This window comes from Pseudomonas sp. (genome assembly GCF_051660785.1).
Classification (GTDB): domain Bacteria; phylum Pseudomonadota; class Gammaproteobacteria; order Pseudomonadales; family Pseudomonadaceae; genus Aquipseudomonas.
In genome coordinates this window covers 113285-130986 of record NZ_JBOFQE010000043.1, presented here as the reverse complement: position 1 = coordinate 130986, position 17702 = coordinate 113285, and the positions used below count along the sequence as shown (strand labels likewise).

Genomic DNA, 17702 nt, shown 5'->3' with positions numbered 1-17702 from the left:
CGCCGGATCATGAATAAAGCCCGATTCACTGCTGAATGATATGAGCCAAATGAATATCGCCACCGTTGATCTTAACTTGCTCAAAGTCTTCGAAGCGCTGCATGAAGAGTCCAGCGCCAGCCGCGCGGCACTGCGCCTGGGCGTGACGCAATCGGCCGTCAGCGCGGCGCTGCGACGGCTGCGCGAGCTGTATGGCGATCAGTTGTTCGTGCGCACCGGCCGTGGCCTGGCGCCAACGCTCCGGGCCAACCAGTTGAAACCAGTGGTGAGCGATGCGCTGAACAAATGCCGCCAGAGTCTGGCGATGGTCGATCCGGCGGCCAATCATTACGACGGGCGTTCAGTCATGGTGGGATTGTCGGATGATTTCGAGATCGCCTACGGGCGGCGGTTGATCGAGGCCATTGCGTGCAGCGCGCCGAAGTTGCGCCTGATCTTCCGGCAGACTCACAGCCAGATCGTCGCTCAGGCGTTGATGGAGCGCAGTCTTGATCTGGCGATCACCGCGGGCGGGTTCACCGAGCGGTTGCTCAGCCGTCAGGTACTGGGTGAAGGCGGTTATCTGTGCCTGGTGGATCCACTCAGCCTGGCGCCGGGGCAATCGGAAATCAGTCTTGAAGAGTTTGTTGCCCGCGAGCACATTCTGGTGTCGTCGGGTGGCTTTATCGGGATCACCGACGAGGGGCTGGCGGCGCTGGGGCTGAACCGGCGGGTGTGCGCGTCGACGACACACTTTGCGGCGTTGCCGCACTTGCTCAAGGGCAGTCAGGCGGTGGCGACCATTCCGGCCCACGCCGCTGAAAGTATTGCGGCGCTCTGCGGGCTGGCGCTGCTGCCCTGCCCTTTGGCCTTGCCGCGCTACCCGATCGAACTGGGCTGGCGCACCAGCGCGCAGCTCGATCCGGTGGTGTTGAAGGTGCGCGAGGCGATTGTCGCGAGTTTTGCCTGAGGGCTGGCCTTACTTGGCAGCCATCAAGCGATTCACTTCACTGCGCACCATGTTCGCGAATTCCGGGGGCGACATGGTGTCAAGTTCTGCACGAACCCATTCCGCCCACTTGCCTTTGCGCTTGGCGCGCTCGCCAAACAACCGCGCGGCCTCGCCCTTGGATTTGCCAAGGTTGCTTTGCCAGAGGTCGAACAGACGGGATTTCTCATCTTCAAGCGCGGCGCGCTCAGCCAGGGGTTTGTCGGCCAGATTGAAGCTCATGGGAAGTACCTGCTGCGTAAAATAGGCGACATCTTACACTGTAGGACGAAATGTCTGACTCCGGATTTTCAGGCGGCGGCCCGTCAATGCGCAAATCCGCTGCAACTTTTTCGGTCGCCGCAGACTCCATTGTTCACTGCCCACTTACCTGCAAGGAGTACCCAATGGCTCGGAAAACCGCCGCACAAGTTGCCGAAGACCAGATCAAGGATCAGGCATTCAGTGAACTTCAGACGCTGATCGAAGAATCAGAGAAGTTGCTCAAAAGCAGCGCTTCACTGGTCGGTGAGGAAGCAGAGACCCTTCGCGGGCAAATTGCTCAGAAATTGCAGCAGGCTCGGGACTCGGTCACCAGTGTTCGTGACCGGACAAAACCGGTGGTAGACGCGACCGAGACCTACATCGGTGGTCATCCATGGCAAACCGTGGCAATTTCCGCCGGTTTCGGCCTGGTGGTCGGGTTGCTGCTGGGCCGCCGTTAATCGGTTCCGCTTCAAGGGCAACACAGCAAAAGACCAGACAAACAGTTAGGACGTAACGCGGTCTATGTAGCAGCTGGCGAAGCCTGCTGCTACATGGTCCCCGCTAATGCTCGCCTTTTTCATGCCCGCGGTTTGTGCAGGTCTCAGAGCCCTGCCAGTTCTCGCAGGTTCGCCAGCGTCTGAGTATCCAGCTGAATGCCTTGCGCGTTCGACCTGGTTCGCTGGTGATGACGTCGATCACCCGGCAGGCGCTTGAGCCCCACACTGTGCATCTGACGGACCAGTTCCTGGCTGCGTTCGGCGAAATTCTGCCCGGCGGCCTTGCTGGGATCGATCACGATCAGCAGTTGCCCGGTCCAGGGCGTCTTGGCTCCCGGATGGTTCTTCCAATCGAACTCGAAGGAGAAATTGCCGCCGGTCAGCGCCGCCGCCAACAGTTCGACCATCATCGACAACGCTGACCCCTTGTGCCCCCCAAACGGCAGCAACGCGCCACCCTCCAGAATCGCTTTCGGGTCCTGGGTCGGCTGGCCCAGGCCGTCCACGCCCATTCCAGCCGGCAAGCGCTCACCTTTTTGGGCGGCAATCTGCACATCGCCATGGGCAATGGCGCTGGTGGCCAGGTCAAACACAATCGGTTCACCGTCAGCCCGAGGCGCAGCGAAGGCGATCGGGTTGGTGCCGAACAACGGCCGGTCGGCGCCGTGTGGCACTACGCACGTCATGCTGTTGACCACACTCAACGCCACCAGCCCTTCATAGGCAAACGGTTCGACATCCGGCCACAGTGCCGCGAAATGGTGGGAATTGCGGATCGCCAGCACCGCAATCCCGGCATTGCGGGCTTTTTCCACCAGCAGCGAACGAGCGGCCGCCAATGCGGGCTGGGCAAAACCATTGCCGGCATCGACCCGGACAAAACCCGAGGCAATGTCTTCGACGACCGGCACGGCCTTGCCGTTGACCCAGCCGCTCTTGAGAGTCGAGACGTATCCTGGAATACGAAACACACCATGGCTGTGCGCGCCATCGCGTTCGGCGCCCGCACAGTTCAGTGCGAGGGTCTTGGCGACATCGGCGGAGGTGCCATGGCGCAGGAAAATTTGCTCAAGCAATTGAACGAGCGCGTCGAAATCGATCGATGAGAGGGTCGAACTGACGGCCACTTCGGGCGTTGCGGTCATCTGAAGCTCCAGTTTTATTATTGAATACGGGCACCAGGGAAACGAGGTTGCAAGGCAACCAACAGCTAACGTCGATTAAGCGCTGTTTTACCGGCGTCCTGTCAAGTCTCGACCGCCTGTTCAGGGCAAGCAATATGTACCGCACCGAAGTCCGTCCATGACCCTACTGTTTTTCCTCAACCAACAGCCTGCGAGAGCGGCTGATTGCAACGAATGAGGAAAAACCATGACTGATCCCGTACAACCCTATTTTTTTGACGAGGCAGAACGTGCGTCCAATGCCAGACAACCCGGGGACCGCGAAAAAGCACTGGGTTTCACGCTTGATGATCTGAAGTGGCTGAAGAACGTTTATATAGCTACCCAAACTGCCCGTACCGTGCAAAAAGATTCCATGTTCGTCTATCAATTGATGCTCAGCGTGACGGGAGCGCCGGATATCCCCTTGGCCGGTGCTTTTGCGATGAGCCGGCCCGACGATGGAGAAGTCACGCTCTACACACCGTGGAAAGGTCTGATCAAGTTCGCGGACATGACCGACCTCGAGAATCAGCTCAAGGAATGGCTTGCGCAGACCATTGGAAAGCGTGAACTGCTGCGCTTTCTCGCCATTGAACAGCGCAGCATTTTAGCCGCCACTACGACACCCGGTATTTCTACCCAGGCAATCGACGGCGCGACATTCCAGGAACAACAAAGGATCCTCGATCACAATCAGGCACAGAACATCAAGGCAATGATCGGCGAGCTGATCAAAATGCCAACTTTGCAATCGATGCTGGACGACACCCTGAAGCATGCGTTGCACAAGCCGTTTCCCAAACTCGACCAGCGCCTGACCGAGCTCAAGAGCTTCGTCAGGACAGTGTCGGCATTTGACGGCAGCGACTATCAGCACACCCTTTCCACGCTGTCGCTGAGCGATGCGCTGCTGCACTTTTACCTGAACAATCACTGGCCCATCGGCGACTCCAGGATTTTTGCCAATCCCGAGCATGGTGTGAGCAGCGACGCCGATAACCAGGCATGGGAAAGCGCGATCAAAGAGATTGCGCAAAGCTTTACGCCTCACCTGAACAGCCTGCTCAAGACGTTCTGGAACACACCCATGAGCATCGGCCAGCCTCGATCGGAGTTCTTCACCGAGTGCATGCGCGACACCTTTCACACCAAACTTCTACTCCAGCGTCAGCAAGGCATCCTGACGACGCAGGAATACTTGCTGCTGATGAATGTCAGCGCTGAGCCGGCCACTAACAATCCTCTTCGCATCGAAAAACTGCGCGTGACCGCCCCCCTCAACCATTACGCAGAGCTGGCCTCGACGTTAATGATCGGAGGGGCCGACACCCTGGGTTTCCTGTACACCCAATCCAGGGGTATCGAGGCCACGAGCAATCTGCCCGCCGTCAAGAACATCGTCCTGCAAATGATGAAAAGTGAAGGTCATGAAGACACATTGCTCAACTTCATGTCGCTGGACGAGCGCGCCACCTTTCTTGCGTTGAAACCTGATGAGCGTCTGATAGAAGCCAGCCCGGTCATCGGTCCGGTATTTAAGCAGTTAATGACCGACATCCTTGGCAAGCAACGGCAAAATCTGAGCCATGCCTTGAGCCGCTACCGTGAAAGCGAAGGTACGCTGGACCCTCATGCCCTACTCGACAACGCGCTGGATGTCCGGGGGCTGATTGATGATCGGCTGCTGGCTGCAGAATCGGCAGGACGCTGGAGTACTCGAGTGGATCACCGCTTTAGTGCACAACCGGCGACCGTGCGCGCCGAGTCGGCCAAAGAAGAGCTGGCGCTGCTCGATTCTGTCGCGGAGGCGCTCGATCAACTCCTCGAAAAACATCCGGCTATTCCCGCAACCACCAGCACGCTCAATGAGGCGCTCAACCTCGTCAGTTCATCCGTGACGAGCTTGCAATCGAGTTTTACTCATACCCTGGAAACGGCACTGCGCAGCGAACTCAAGCTGCGCACCGTCACGCGCACCTTGAGTACAACGGAACAAGCGATCATCAAGACCGTGCTCGATACACCTACGCACTTGCTGCGAGCCTCTTTGAACGGATTTTTGCCGGGGGTATTTTCCCTGGCGTTGAACGCAGGTGCCGCTACCAACCTGGTGAAAGTGGCCAGCTGTTTTGTACTGACTGAACGCGGAGGACTGGACCCGGTGCATTCGGGCAAAGCGATTTTGTGGACACCCGCTTGCGGGTTCGAGGTCTTCAAGGCGTTGCAACCGTTGCTGACCGAGCTCGATCGACGCCTCAAGGATGTTGACCATCGCACAAGTCTCCTGGAGAACCTTGGTCGCAGCGACCGCTTGCCCGGCAAGGCTTACACCTTGGCGCCGCTGCAAAAGGAATATGGTCATTTTCTCGATTACCTGCAAAAGCCCTTCGTCCATCTGGACCAGGATTGTGTCAACGATGCGCTGGCAACGAAGCTCTCTCCGGCGCCGTTGGCCCGTCTTCTGAATCTGGTGGCGTTGCGTGTGCCGCTGACCGGATTACGCCACGCAGCGGATATTGCCCGGTCCCTGATGACCCAGCAAAAGCTTCCGGTATGGCTGGCCAAAGCGCCCGTTGAAGATCTGATTCTGCATGGCGAACTGCTTCAGCAATACCTCGATAACGTCAAAGACGATCAGGATTACCTGACTGGCATACGCTCATTGCGGCGCACGGCTCACCATGAGCTTGAAAAACAACTCAAGGCGGACAAGTACCCGGTCGATCCTGGCAAGGTCCAAATCCGGATCAAAGCGCGTCCGACGATTGCGGCCAGCAGCCAGCTCCTGACTGATTTTGCGTTGAATCATTTGAAGGATCTGGACCAGCTCCACTTGACACTGGCGTCGCTTGATTCCACCGCGATTCCCGACGGGATGGATGAACGCTACGTCAAAGACCTGGTACGAAATCTGAACCCTGGTGAACATCATCAGAAAATACTGAGCGACGCCCTTGCCGACACCCCGGCTAACGCAGATCGCAGGAAGCGGTTTTACACACAACTGCCCTGGCAATTGATGCACTATGCCCACACCGAAAAACTGCAGGAGCGCCTGAGCGACACGGGGTTTGATCTGGTCCGGCAAGTCATGGACATGCCTGACGCTATTGCCCGCGCGGCCGTCGACGGTGCCCACGCGCTTATTCGCCCGCTTGAGTTTCTGGGGATCACGGCCACACAGTCGATCAAAGTACCCGGTGTCTATCTGATCGGCTCCAGCGCCGACAACGCAGCGCCACAAGTGCTTATTGCGCCTCACAGTCCCCGACACGGGGTGAAGGAATACGAAAACGAAGCACAACTGTTGGCAGAACTGAAGACCCGCGGCCCTTTGCTCGACTGGGTACTCATGAATCTGCCGCAGCCAGACCGGACACAGCTGGAGTACCGGATGGCACCCAGCGGCAGTCGAACGCCACGAACCTCGTCGGCGACGCACGATAACCGCGCCACCGCGGTCACGCTGGCATCCAATCCGCTCAAGGGTCACCTGTTCGGGCATTTGTTCAATGACAATGCCGCGCTGTTGTCCCGATTGCTCGGTTGCCAGTCCGATGACAGAAAACAGGGTGAGTGGGCAACCATCAAACAGGTGCTCGGCGAAGATGTGCAGGCGGCCTATTCGTTTTGCATGGGCAAGCTCGCGTACCCCGTCACGGTGTGGCGCAGCTACCGCGACATCAAGCAGTCCGCCGAGGACCTTCAGACGCACAAATGGGGCGCGGCGCTAAGAGGGTTCATCAGCGGCATTGCCCAACTGGCCACGTTGCGCCAATCGTTGGGAGCTCCTGCCCAGCCGTCTGCGGCGACGGCCATGCCTGCGCCGCAAACACCCGGCAGCCGATTCAACTGGCATGACGTCGATGTCACCGCCCCAGAACGCACACGCTTGAAGCGTCATGAAAGCCTAGATGTCGATCTGGGCTCCTTGACCCACGATTCCGCACTTGGGCTTTACACCCATCCGACAACAAAAAAACACTACGGGCCGATTGAGGGAAAGGTGTATCCCGTCGCCAAACGTGGCACTCATTGGCGCATCGCCAGCACCCTCGCCCGTGGTCCCCGCGTGCATCAAAACGCGTCAAGGCAATGGATGGTGGACGGGGCGCGGCGGCCTCGATTCAGCCTCGCAAACCGTTTCGATACCGCGATCACAGTGTGGGAGAACATGAATGTCGACGCCCGAGGAATGCTACAAATCCGTCGACTGTTTCCACAAATGGCGCGTCAGATTGATCAAGCGCTGGACCTGGCGACGACCTACGTCTGGAACAGCTTTCGAAATCTGCAACTGCTGAAGGCCCCGGGCGACACGATAACGCCCGTGCATCAGCTGATCATGGACTTTATAGGCGTGCCAGAGGTGCTCCCCGCCCATGTCGACAAAATTGAAAAAGTCGTGGGTGACATTTTTGCAGCCGTGCTGGACCCTACCCTGAGAAAATACAGTTCCCATCGTTTTGTGGTCGGCAGGCTCATCGAGGATTCTGAGACTACCTTCGCATTCACTGTACCAACGGACATAAAGCGCAGAATTTACCTGGCAGAAAAGTTTTTCAAACCCGACTTCAATCATTACCGTGCACATCTTTCCGACAGGGCCTTCCCTATCGCACCCCACGCACGAGCCGCGACCCTTATTCATGAGCTTTCGCACCTTGCCTGCAAAACCGAGGACATTGCTTACCTCGACTCCAGTAGACCGTTTGCCGACCTGATTGAGGCGACCAACCCACTTGCCACCCTGCAAAAGCAAGCCTTGACCGAGGTTCAGGACACCGCACTTTCGCTCAAGACCCCCTATACCCGGTTGTTCATGCTCCGCGATTCTGATACCGGGGCGTGGGAAGATCTGGGAAGCACCTCTTCTGAAGACACCGACCAGATAAAGCGGCGCATCTTGACGATGACCGGAGCTGAAAACCTGAGCGGTGCCCGGCACACCTTCAAGAGAGATCCACTGATCAGGCTGGACGTGCAACTTGCAAACGCCGACAGCGTGACCTGGCTGATCACTCAGCTGGGGCGCCGACTGCATGTCAGCACGCCCTGATTGTCAAAAATAATTCTCAATTGATGGTTAATTGCCATGACGGCTGTTCTCGCCTGCTTGCCCACAAGGTTAGAATGCGGGAAATCAGGATGAGTCAATGACAGACAATTCTCTCTCGCAAGCCGAATATGACGCCATAACCGATGCCGCTGCGCACTGGTGCATGCGTCTGCACGCCGTCGACTGCACCGCTCAAGAGCGGGTTGCCTTCGAACGGTGGCGCGAAGCTCATCCGCTGCATGCGTTCGAGTACGAGGCCATGCTGGAGATCTGGGAAGTCGCGGGGGATTTGCCGCGTCCCGAAGCTGCTGCATCGGTTGCTCGCTTCAAACCTGCCACGCCCTGGCGCACGGTCGGTATCGCCGCTGCCGTTTGCGCCCTGGCGTTGCCGCTGGCGGCGTACAGCGGTTGGAACATGGGCTGGCTACCCAATTCGTATCAGCATTTTGAAGCGAGTGACACGGTCCGCCAGGTCACTTTGAGCGATGGCAGTCAGGTGGAACTGAACCTGGGCAGCGAGCTGACGTTCAGCAACTACAAGGATCAGCGCCGGGTCACGCTGGAAAAAGGCGAGGCCTTCTTCAGCGTCAGCCACGACCTGGCTCATCCATTTGTTGTCAGGGCCGCGGACGGCCGGATTCGGGTCACCGGGACCAAATTCAACGTCTGGATGTACGAAGATCAGGTCCGTGTGAACCTCATTGAGGGGTCGGTGCTGGTCAGCAGCAACGATGACCTTCCGGGCGACGGCTTGCGTCTCGGTCCGGCAATGCAGGCGCGCTATAAACACGGTGACTTCACCCCGCAGATCAATCAGACCTACCCCAACGACAACTCCCTGGCCTGGCGCAGCGGCAAACTGGTGCTCGATGATCTGGCGCTGAATGAAGCACTGCCGTTGATCAACCGTTATCTGAGCAAACCGGTCATGGTCGCTGACCACGGCACTGGCACCATTCGTCTGGGTGGCATCTACAACATCAAGGAATTGAACAACCTGGTGGCGTCCCTGCCCAAGGTGCTGCCGGTTTACCTGACTCGTAACAAGGAAGGTAATCCGGTGCTCAATTCGATTCCGCAACAAACCCCGAAAAGCTGAAAAGGCCGCAACCCTCAACGGGGTGCGGCCTTTTTTTCTGCTTGAACCACCCTCTTCTTACTGAGCGGCCACCTTCCCGGCTTTCTCATCCTGCTCGCGGATCGTCTGCACCTGATACTGCGGATCAGCGCTGATCTGTTGCTCGGTGAACGGCAACGGGCTCAGTTGCTTCTTCGAAAAGGCCAGGGTCTGGTCCCGTGAATACTTCGACGTCGGGTCGCTGGACAACGAGAAGGCCAGCAGGCCCTGGGCGTGCGGCCCTTTGTCATCAAAGGTCACCACCTGCAAATAGCTGGTGCCACTGACGACTTCGAGTTTGCCATCGGTTCTCGGCACACTCTGGATGGCGTTGTACACGCCCAGCGTGCCCGGCCCACCGTGGATTGGCGTCTGTTGTGCGCCGCTGCTAACCACCTGAATGTCGCCCCAGCGGCTGTCATCCTTGAGCCCCTGTTTTTTGACCTGTGCCACCGACGCCAGCATTGCCTCGCGAAGCGCCTGGGTGACCTGCGGATTATCCAGCGCCAGCCCGCGTGGAGTGTGTTGCGGGTCTTTCGGGTCGAACGCCACGCGCCAGATGTCCGGGACTTGCTGCAACGGTTCCATCACATTCTGGAAGTGAACAAAGCCGAGCCCGCTGTCCAGATTCGCGCTGCGGTCCCATGCTTTCAGGCTCGCACACAACGGAGCGAGCGTTGTCGCGTCGGCGCCCAGATCACCGGCGCAGAACTGCAGCAGGTCCGGCATCACTTGCCCGGCCTGATACACCTGATCGTCCATCACCATCCGTTGCAAATCCGCCGCCGACAACGGGCCGGCCTTGCTCAGCGTGCTCAATCGGTCCAGAGCGAAACGCGAGCGCAGTCCCAACGGTTGGCCTTCCTGGCTGATCAGGGGCGAAAAACCGGTGAGCGGTTGCGCCGGGTTGGCCATCCACGCCGAATCGTTGGAGTGTTGCACGTAGTCCTTGCGCAGCAGTTGCGGCAACTTGTCCGCCGCATAAATACCTTTCTGTGCCGCATTCGGGTCGATGTCCCAGGCACAGGCGCTGTTGCTGCCATCGAGCACGATCATTTGCAAGCCGATGCGCGGGTCGCTGCACTTGGCCAGTTTGTCGGCACTGACGTTCGGCACCACCGAGAGGTTCATGTACAGCGTCTGCCCCTGACTATCCACCGCCACGGTGTTGACCCACGGGATGCCCTGAATCTTGTGCACCGAAGCCTGCAAATCCGTGAGACTGGTGGCCTGGTTCATCGCATACCATTGCTGCAACACCCGGTCGTTTTCCAGGTTGGCATCGCGCAGGCTGTAGGCGTACTGCTTGTCCCAGTCGAGTTTTCCGGGCCACTGCACGATCGGACCGAACTGCGAGCTGTAGACCACATGGGATACCGCCCGGGTCTGGCCATCGGGCTGTTTGACGTTCACCGTCACGTTCTGCCGGTTCATCGGCAGCGACTTGCCGTCGAGCAGATAACGGGTCGGATCCTTGGGATCAAGTTGCAGGCGATACAGGGTGAAGTGCTTGGACGTGTCCACGGTGTGGGTCCACGCCAGGTGCTGATTGAAACCGATGTTGATCATCGGCAGCCCCGGCAACGCCGCGCCCATCACATCCAGCTTGCCGGGAATGGTCAGGTGCATCTGATAGAAGCGCATCCCGCCGATCCATGGGAAGTGCGGGTTGGCCAGCAACATTCCACGGCCATTGAACGAACGCTCGCTGCCGACCGCCACCGCGTTGCTGCCGCGGTCCAGGGCAAAACGCTGCATGCGCGAGTCCGCCATCTGGAATGACGGAGCGTCGCCCGACACTTGGGCGACGGCTTGTGGGGGAGTTGCGCCGGCCAGCGCTTCGGCGAACTGCCCTACTCCGCCTTCGACCAACAGACGACGAGTCAGCTTGACCAGGTCCTGCGAGGTGATATCCCGTACCCATTCACCCTGGCACTGCTGCGGCAAACCCTGTGCACGACGTTCGGTGAGCGAGCGGTTGTACCCCGCGACATAACCTTCCACCAGTTCACGAACTTGCGGGGTTTGCGCCTTCCAGAATCCGGCAACGGCTTCAGGGGTATTGAGCCAGGTGAAGAACAGGTCGCTGACCTGGTTCTCGCGCTCCTCGACCGTCAGCTGATCCGGTCCGAAATAGCGCGAACGTTCGCCATTGACCGTGACAATCTCGTTGGCCAGCAAGCACAGGTTGTCCTGGGCGTAGGCGTAACCGATGCCATAACCGAGACCACGCTCGTCTGCGGCACGAATATGCGGCACGCCAAAACTGGTGCGGCGTATGTCGGCGCTGGCCTGCTCGGGCTGACTGCCCGCGCTCGCTGCAAGACTCAGCCCCATCCACATGCCCGCAAGGCTCAACCTGGTTAATTGCCTGGAAATAATCACGCTCGCTCCTGATCGAAAAGACAAACACCCTGCGTCAAACACGCACTGCGCCTCCCCTAGGAACGAAACTCACGACAAAAATTTAGCCCCGCAAGGGTGCTTTATCCGGCCATCTCACAGGCCTGTGACGTGACGGTGACGAATTTTCTACATTTGAGCCTTCATGATTTGGCGTGCTCATACGTCTTATTGAATGAGAGCACCCATCACATTTCCTGGCCGGCTCGGAAAAGGAGTTTTTGCATGTACAACTCGCAACTGCCAACGGACGGTAGTCACGCGCCAAAGGGCTCAGGCATGGGCTCCGGTGTCTTCAGCCAACGGGGCGAGCGCAATGGCAACGAGCGGATCAGGCTGCTGCTCAAAAGCTTTGGTCTGCGAACCAGCCTTATTCGCCTCAAGGTCATCGACGCCTTGCTGACCGCCGCCGAAAGCGAGCGCAGCCTGGGTGTGCGCGGCGTGCACGGCCATTTGCTGGACCTGGATATCCCCCTGTCCTTTCTCAGTGTGCGCGAAGTGTTGAAACGCTTGTGCAGCGAAGGCGTGATCACGCTCAACGCGGACAAGAGCTACAGCCTGCATCCGCACGCTGTAGCCCTGCTTAATCGCGACTGATCAGCTCAAGGCGCGTCGTTCAAGGCTTGACCTTGCGACGCATCACGCCATTGATCACCACCACGATCACCGCCACGCCGATGGCAATGTACTGAAACAGCTTCTCGCTGATGACGCCTGTGTTTTGCAGATACGAAAGGCCGAACATGATCCCCAACACCACCAGGGAGATCAGAATCGAGTATTTCAAACGTTGCGACTGAGTCATTGCGAGTTCCTGAACCTGAAAAAATGTATCCGGTTTGTATCCGAAGGCATGCCAAGCCCCTACCTTTGTGCGGGAATAGCACGCTGCAAACGGGGTCTCATGTTACAGCCGATAAAGAGATTTGGCTTTATTGCGGCGATAACCATGAGGATTTTCAAATGTTCCGTCGAATCACCCTGCTGATTCCCCTGCTCGCTCTGCTGACCCTGAGCGGCTGCATCGTTTTCCCCCACGGCGGCTGGCACGGCGACCACCATTACGATCGCGGTGGACCGGGTTATTACCAGCATCGATAACGATTGTTCAGGTAATGGCGCGTAATTAACTGAGCATCCCCTTGTAAGAAAATAAACACATCCAATAACTGTTGAGCAAATGCCCGCCCTGTTGCGGGCATTTTCGTACGCGCACTTTCACTTCTGTTTTTTTCCCTTCCTAACATTGAAACCTGGCGAAAACTATTGAAGCTTTCAGTCTTAATAGTCTGTTTGAGGTATTCATCCTCATTTGATTATCGTAGTGCATCGCAATAAGACCCGTTATTTAACTTCAGGAAGAAGAACAGGGATGCCATGCACAAACCTCAAATAAACATCAGCCCCTATCATGTGTTCGGCTTTTGCCTTGCCATTACGCTGTTTGAACTTCTGACTTACATGGCCAGCGACATGATCATGCCCGCCATGTTGACCGTCACCGATGAACTGAATGCCAGCGCACACCATGTTCCCTACGCCTTCAATCTCTATCTGGCGGGCGGCATTCTCCTGCAATGGCTGATAGGTCCGCTGTCGGATCACTTCGGCCGCCGGCCGATGTTGCTCATCGGTTGTGCGGTATTCGCCCTGGCCTGTACCGCAGCGTTCAGTGTGAACAGCATTTATGCATTCAACGGCTTGCGACTGATTCAGGGCATGGGGTTGGGATTTGTCATCGCGGTCAGTTATCCGGCGTTGCAAGAAGTGTTCTGCGAAGCCGACGCGGTAAAAATCATGGCGTTGCTGGGGAACGTTGCACTGCTCTCTCCGTTGTTGGGGCCGTTGCTCGGTAGCCTGCTACTGGAATGGCTCTCCTGGCGGGAGCTGTTTTTACTGCTCGGTATCGCCGGCTTGTTGGTCTGGCTTGGGCTTTACGCATTCATGCCGGAAACCGTGGGGACCTTGCGCCATGACGGTCAACGCCTGACAGCGGTGCCGTTTGAATGGCGCGGCATTGTGCGCCGTTATGCCGCGTTGCTCGGCAACCCGCGATTCCTCAGCGCCGCTGTCGCGCTGGGGCTCATGAGCCTGCCCTTGATTGCCTGGATCGGGTTGGCGCCACTCCTGCTGATCCACAATCAGGGACTTTCACCGCTGCACTACGGCCTGTGGCAAATCCCGGTGTTTGCGGCGGTCATTCTCGGCAACCTGTTACTCAACCGACTGATTGCCAACACTGAGCTGCCGCAACTGATTCGATATGCGCTGTGGCCGTTTTGCGGCGGGCTCATCACCTTGCTTGTCATCGGTTTCTACGGTGCGCCGACACCCGTGCTGATCAGCGTTCTGGCGCTTTACGCCGTCGGCCTTGGCATGAGCAATGCCGCACTGTACCGGCTCGCACTGTTTTCAACCGACGACAGCAAAGGCCTGGTCTCGGCCATGATCGGCATGATTTCGATCGCGGTCATGGGTGGCGGCGGCTCGATGATGGCGGCAGCTGGTGCCGGCGACAGCCACGAATCCTTCGCCCTGATGGCGGGCATCGCAGGGCTCGCGTGCCTGCTGCCATTGCGCCTGTTTCTGCGGCGTTCCCACCTCCCGCTTGCTGCCTGATCCCACCCGATAGGTCCATTGATGATCCATTTGCCCCACACCGATGCGCTTTGCGCGTTAACGCAACCCTATTGCCTGGATTCCGTGCCTGAAGGCCTGTTCGAGCGGGCCATGGGCGAAATCAGCCTGTTCCATTGTCACCACACGCCTGGCTATGAGCGCTGGCTCAACAGCAACGGCCTCGCTGCGCAGGACCTGGAAACACTGGATGACTGGTCACGGCTGCCGCCGATTTTCGCCAATTATTTCAAGCGTCACCTGTTGTTCAGTCCAACGGGCGAAGGCGCGCTGGAGCTGACATCGTCCGGCACCAGCGGCCAGAAAAGCCGCCTGCGTTATGACCAGCGCAGCATGGCCGCTGCCCAAGGCATGGTGAGCCACATTTTTCGCCATTACGGTTGGGACACTCCGGGCAGTCCCTGCAATTACTTGTTACTGAGCTATGAACCCAAGGCTGCGATCACTTTGGGCACCGCCTATACCGACCAGTTCCTGTGCAGCTATGCGCCGGTCAATCGCGTCGCCTATGGATTGCGCCTGACCGGCAACGGTCATGAGTTCGATCTGTTCGGGATGATCCGCGCCTTGCAGGCATTTGCCGAGGAAGGCTTGCCTGTGCGCATTCTCGGCTTCCCGGCCTTTCTTTCCCATGCGTTGCAGCACATGGAAGACACGGGTGTAACGGACCTGAAGCTACCGGCCGAGTCACTGGTGTTTCTCGGTGGCGGCTGGAAAACCCAAACAGCGCAGGAAATTCCCCTGTCGCAATTGTATGAGCGGATCAATCGCCAACTGGGCATCGACCTGTCCCGCTGCCGGGACGGTTACGGCGCCGTCGAGCATGCCGTGCCTTACATCCAGTGCGATCACCAACATTTTCATGTGCCGGTTTATTCAAAGGTCTTCGTGCGCAACCCAGCCGATTTCACCGTCCAGCCTTACGGCCGACGCGGCTTGCTGGAGTTCGTGTCGCCCTACATTACGTCCAGCCCCGCGCACGCTGTGGTCATGGGGGATCTGGCGACCCTGCACCCCGGAGCAAGCTGCGGGTGTGGCTTGAAGACCGACTGGTTCGAGCTGCATGGACGCGCCGGCACGACCGCCAGCCGAAGCTGCGCAATGGCTGCGTCTGAACTGATTGGAGGAATCTGACATGTACTTGATCAATGGCGAATTGCGTGGCGATATCACCCTGGATGCAGCACTCGAAGCGCTGCACCCACAACTTCCACGGCTGCTGAGTGAGCCGATCGACAGCGACACCGTGATCGAAGCCGCAGCCCGGTTCATCCTGCAATTGCAGGCTGGCAGGCTGGATGTCCCCCTCGACAATGACCAACAACTGGGGCTTGTCGACTTCTGCCAACGCAGCAACCTCACCACCAAGCTTGAGCGGGAACTGGGTGTGCAACCGCGGTCGCTGCGCCGTATCGATTACCGACAAGCACGTTTTGAAAGCTGGCATCCACTCGGGCTGGTAGTGCACGTGACGCCGGGCAATGCGCCGATGCTGGCGTTCTGCGCGGTCCTGGAAAGCCTGTTGGCCGGCAACATCAACTGGCTGCGCCCCAGCTCCAGCGATGATGGTTTGACCGCCCGGTTACTTGCGGCGCTGGTGCACTGCGACACCAGCGGCAAGCTGGCTGATTTCATTGCGGTGCTGCCGGTCAGCACTTCTCGGATTGCGCAACTCTGCACGCATGCCGATGGCGTCGCTGCCTGGGGCGGTGAAAAGGCACTCAAGGCAATTCGTCAGCAGATTCCGAACGGGTGCCGCTGGATCGACTGGGGCCACAGGATCAGTTTTGCTTACCTGTCGCCCGACGCGGCGAGTCCATCAACGCTGGATGCGCTGGTGGATGAGGTGTGCAGCCTCGATCAGCAGGCCTGTTCCAGTCCGCAATGGCTGCTGGTGGACAGCAACGACCCGGCGGTTTTGCTGGACCTGGGCGAACGTCTGTCCGAAGCCTTCACCCGCCGCGCCCCACACTGGCCGGCGCTGGTCCCGACAGACCAGGAGGCCTCGGAGATCACCACCCGCACCGCCATGGCGCGGCTGGAACATTGCTTTGCGCAGCAGACCGGCCAGGTCTGGGCCGGCCCCGGATGGAGAGTCATCTGGGATCACCACCAGACGCTAGCGCCCTCGCCGTTGTTCCGTACGCTGCTGCTTAAACCTGTGCCACAACACATGATTGCAGAGACGCTATTGCCCTGGCGTACGGTCCTGCAAAGCTGCGCGTTGATATGCGCGCCCGAACAAACGCCTGGGCTGGTGCGCACGCTGGTCAACGCCGGCGTCACGCGAATCGCTCCGTGCGGACTGATTCATGACGGCTACCCCGGGGAACCCCATGACGGCGTCTACGCGCTGTCACGCTTCAGTCGCCGCCTCTCGGTGAGTCTGGCGCCTGAGGCCGTGCCCGGGCGCGCAACGCTCGACGCACTCCCCCCCGCTCCCGACCTGCGTCATGACCCGATCATGGACAAAAACGCGTTCATGACCCAGCCGATCAACGCCACGGCACAGTTGTATTTCCGCTCCGGGGGAAGCAGCGGCACGCCTGCCCTCGCCGGGTTCAGCTATCTCGATTTTCAACGGCAGATGCGCGCTGCAGCTGACGGCCTGTTCGCCGCCGGTCTCGAGCCGTCAACAGACCGGGTGATGAACCTGTTTTACGGCGGCAGCCTGTACGGAGGCTTCTCCAGCTTCACCAAGGTTCTGGAACAGATGGGCGTTACACATTTCCCCATGGGTGCGCCGCACCATGATGACTTCAGCGAAATTGCCCGACTGATCGTGGATCACCGTGTCACCGTACTGATCGGCATGCCGAGTACGTTGCATCGCCTGTTTTCCAACGAACAAAGCCGGCTTCGCGCGTACGCCGGCATCAGCAAAGTGTTCCTCGGCGGCGAGCATCCCGGTCAGGCCAGCCTGCGCCTGATGGAAAGCTGCGGGGTCTCGACGATTCGTTCGGCGATGTATGGCTCGGTCGACGCCGGCCCGCTGGGACATGCCTGCGCGGCGACGGCGAACGGCGTGTTTCATTTGATGTGCGAAACCCAGCATCTGGAAATCGTGGATATCGATCACGACGTGCCGGTGCAGGCCAATGAAACAGGCCGGCTGCTGTTTACCTCCAGGGCCCGACAGGGCCAGACCGTGCGCCGGTATGACGTTGGAGACACCGGGCGCTGGGTTCCGGGAATCTGCCCTTGCGGGCTCGACACGCCCCGATTCGAATTGTTGCAGCGCCACGGCAAGTTGATACGGATGGGCACGGAATTCATTTCCCCTTTGGCGCTGCAGGACAGCGTCGGTCTACCTGTTCAACTGGTCCTGGACCACGCTCCCGATGGCAGGGAGCGGCTGAAGGTTTCAGCGAACCTGAAGGCCGAGACGGTTTATGAAAAGTTAATGACCCATGAAGCACTGGCCGATGCCGTGAACGCCGCGCTGATAACGGTGGAGGTTCATGAGTGTGCCGAATCCGGATTCACAAGAAACAATCACAGCGGAAAAACACCGTTGGTTATCGACAACAGACAATAAACCTATCGCTTGTTTTTTAATCCGCAAGACGCCTGATAAAAAAGAGAACCC

General features: G+C 58.6%; 13 protein-coding genes. 9 read left to right on the top strand and 4 right to left on the bottom strand.

Going from position 1 to position 17702, the window contains the following annotated elements:
- Positions 1–40: 40 nt before the first annotated feature.
- Positions 41–949: a LysR family transcriptional regulator gene (locus tag ACRC4F_RS10340; RefSeq protein WP_438659222.1), complete on the top strand. Its 909-nt coding sequence runs from the start codon at positions 41–43 to the stop codon at positions 947–949.
- Positions 950–958: 9 nt separating this feature from the next.
- Here ACRC4F_RS10340 and ACRC4F_RS10335 read toward each other — a convergent pair whose 3' ends face one another.
- Complete coding sequence (locus ACRC4F_RS10335; RefSeq protein ID WP_438659221.1) at positions 959–1210, bottom strand: hypothetical protein; 252 nt, start codon at positions 1208–1210, stop codon at positions 959–961.
- 164 nt (positions 1211–1374) lie between these two features.
- Between ACRC4F_RS10335 and ACRC4F_RS10330 the strand changes: the two genes are divergently transcribed.
- Positions 1375–1692, top strand: a complete 318-nt coding sequence (locus ACRC4F_RS10330; RefSeq protein WP_438659220.1) for a DUF883 family protein — start codon at positions 1375–1377, stop codon at positions 1690–1692.
- Positions 1693–1835: 143 nt separating this feature from the next.
- On the opposite strand, the gene ACRC4F_RS10325 is transcribed toward ACRC4F_RS10330, so the two are convergent.
- Positions 1836–2876, bottom strand: coding sequence for an Ldh family oxidoreductase (locus ACRC4F_RS10325; protein WP_438659219.1), 1041 nt, complete (start codon positions 2874–2876; stop codon positions 1836–1838).
- 226 nt (positions 2877–3102) lie between these two features.
- Here ACRC4F_RS10325 and ACRC4F_RS10320 point away from each other — a divergent pair, with 226 nt between their 5' ends.
- A complete protein-coding gene (locus ACRC4F_RS10320; RefSeq protein ID WP_438659218.1) occupies positions 3103–7956 on the top strand; it encodes a dermonecrotic toxin domain-containing protein in 4854 nt (1617 codons plus the stop codon).
- A gap of 97 nt (positions 7957–8053) precedes the next feature.
- The gene (locus ACRC4F_RS10315; RefSeq protein ID WP_438659217.1) at positions 8054–9055 is read left to right on the top strand and encodes a FecR family protein; all 1002 of its coding nucleotides are present in this window, start codon (positions 8054–8056) and stop codon (positions 9053–9055) included.
- A gap of 57 nt (positions 9056–9112) precedes the next feature.
- Here the strand turns inward: ACRC4F_RS10315 and pvdQ are convergent, their stop codons facing one another.
- Positions 9113–11458, bottom strand: coding sequence for a bifunctional acylase PvdQ (pvdQ, locus tag ACRC4F_RS10310; RefSeq protein WP_438659216.1), 2346 nt, complete (start codon positions 11456–11458; stop codon positions 9113–9115).
- A gap of 243 nt (positions 11459–11701) precedes the next feature.
- On the opposite strand from pvdQ, the gene ACRC4F_RS10305 reads away from it, so the two are divergent.
- Positions 11702–12073 (top strand): fe2+ zn2+ uptake regulation protein, encoded by a 372-nt coding sequence (locus tag ACRC4F_RS10305; protein ID WP_438659215.1) that lies wholly within the window; start codon positions 11702–11704, stop codon positions 12071–12073.
- A gap of 19 nt (positions 12074–12092) precedes the next feature.
- On the opposite strand, the gene ACRC4F_RS10300 is transcribed toward ACRC4F_RS10305, so the two are convergent.
- Complete coding sequence (locus ACRC4F_RS10300; RefSeq protein ID WP_028620074.1) at positions 12093–12281, bottom strand: hypothetical protein; 189 nt, start codon at positions 12279–12281, stop codon at positions 12093–12095.
- A 158-nt stretch (positions 12282–12439) separates the two neighbouring features.
- Between ACRC4F_RS10300 and ACRC4F_RS10295 the strand changes: the two genes are divergently transcribed.
- The 4 genes from ACRC4F_RS10295 to ACRC4F_RS10280 all read left to right on the top strand — a co-directional run bounded on the left by ACRC4F_RS10295 (position 12440) and on the right by ACRC4F_RS10280 (position 17651).
- Positions 12440–12577: a hypothetical protein gene (locus tag ACRC4F_RS10295; protein ID WP_165557409.1), complete on the top strand. Its 138-nt coding sequence runs from the start codon at positions 12440–12442 to the stop codon at positions 12575–12577.
- 276 nt (positions 12578–12853) lie between these two features.
- A complete protein-coding gene (locus ACRC4F_RS10290; protein WP_438659214.1) occupies positions 12854–14095 on the top strand; it encodes an MFS transporter in 1242 nt (413 codons plus the stop codon).
- A gap of 21 nt (positions 14096–14116) precedes the next feature.
- Positions 14117–15247 carry a LuxE/PaaK family acyltransferase gene (locus ACRC4F_RS10285; RefSeq protein WP_438659213.1) on the top strand — a complete coding sequence of 377 codons (1131 nt, stop codon included), beginning with the start codon at positions 14117–14119 and terminating at the stop codon, positions 15245–15247.
- Position 15248: 1 nt separating this feature from the next.
- Positions 15249–17651: an acyl-CoA reductase gene (locus ACRC4F_RS10280; protein WP_438659212.1), complete on the top strand. Its 2403-nt coding sequence runs from the start codon at positions 15249–15251 to the stop codon at positions 17649–17651.
- Positions 17652–17702 lie beyond the last annotated feature (51 nt).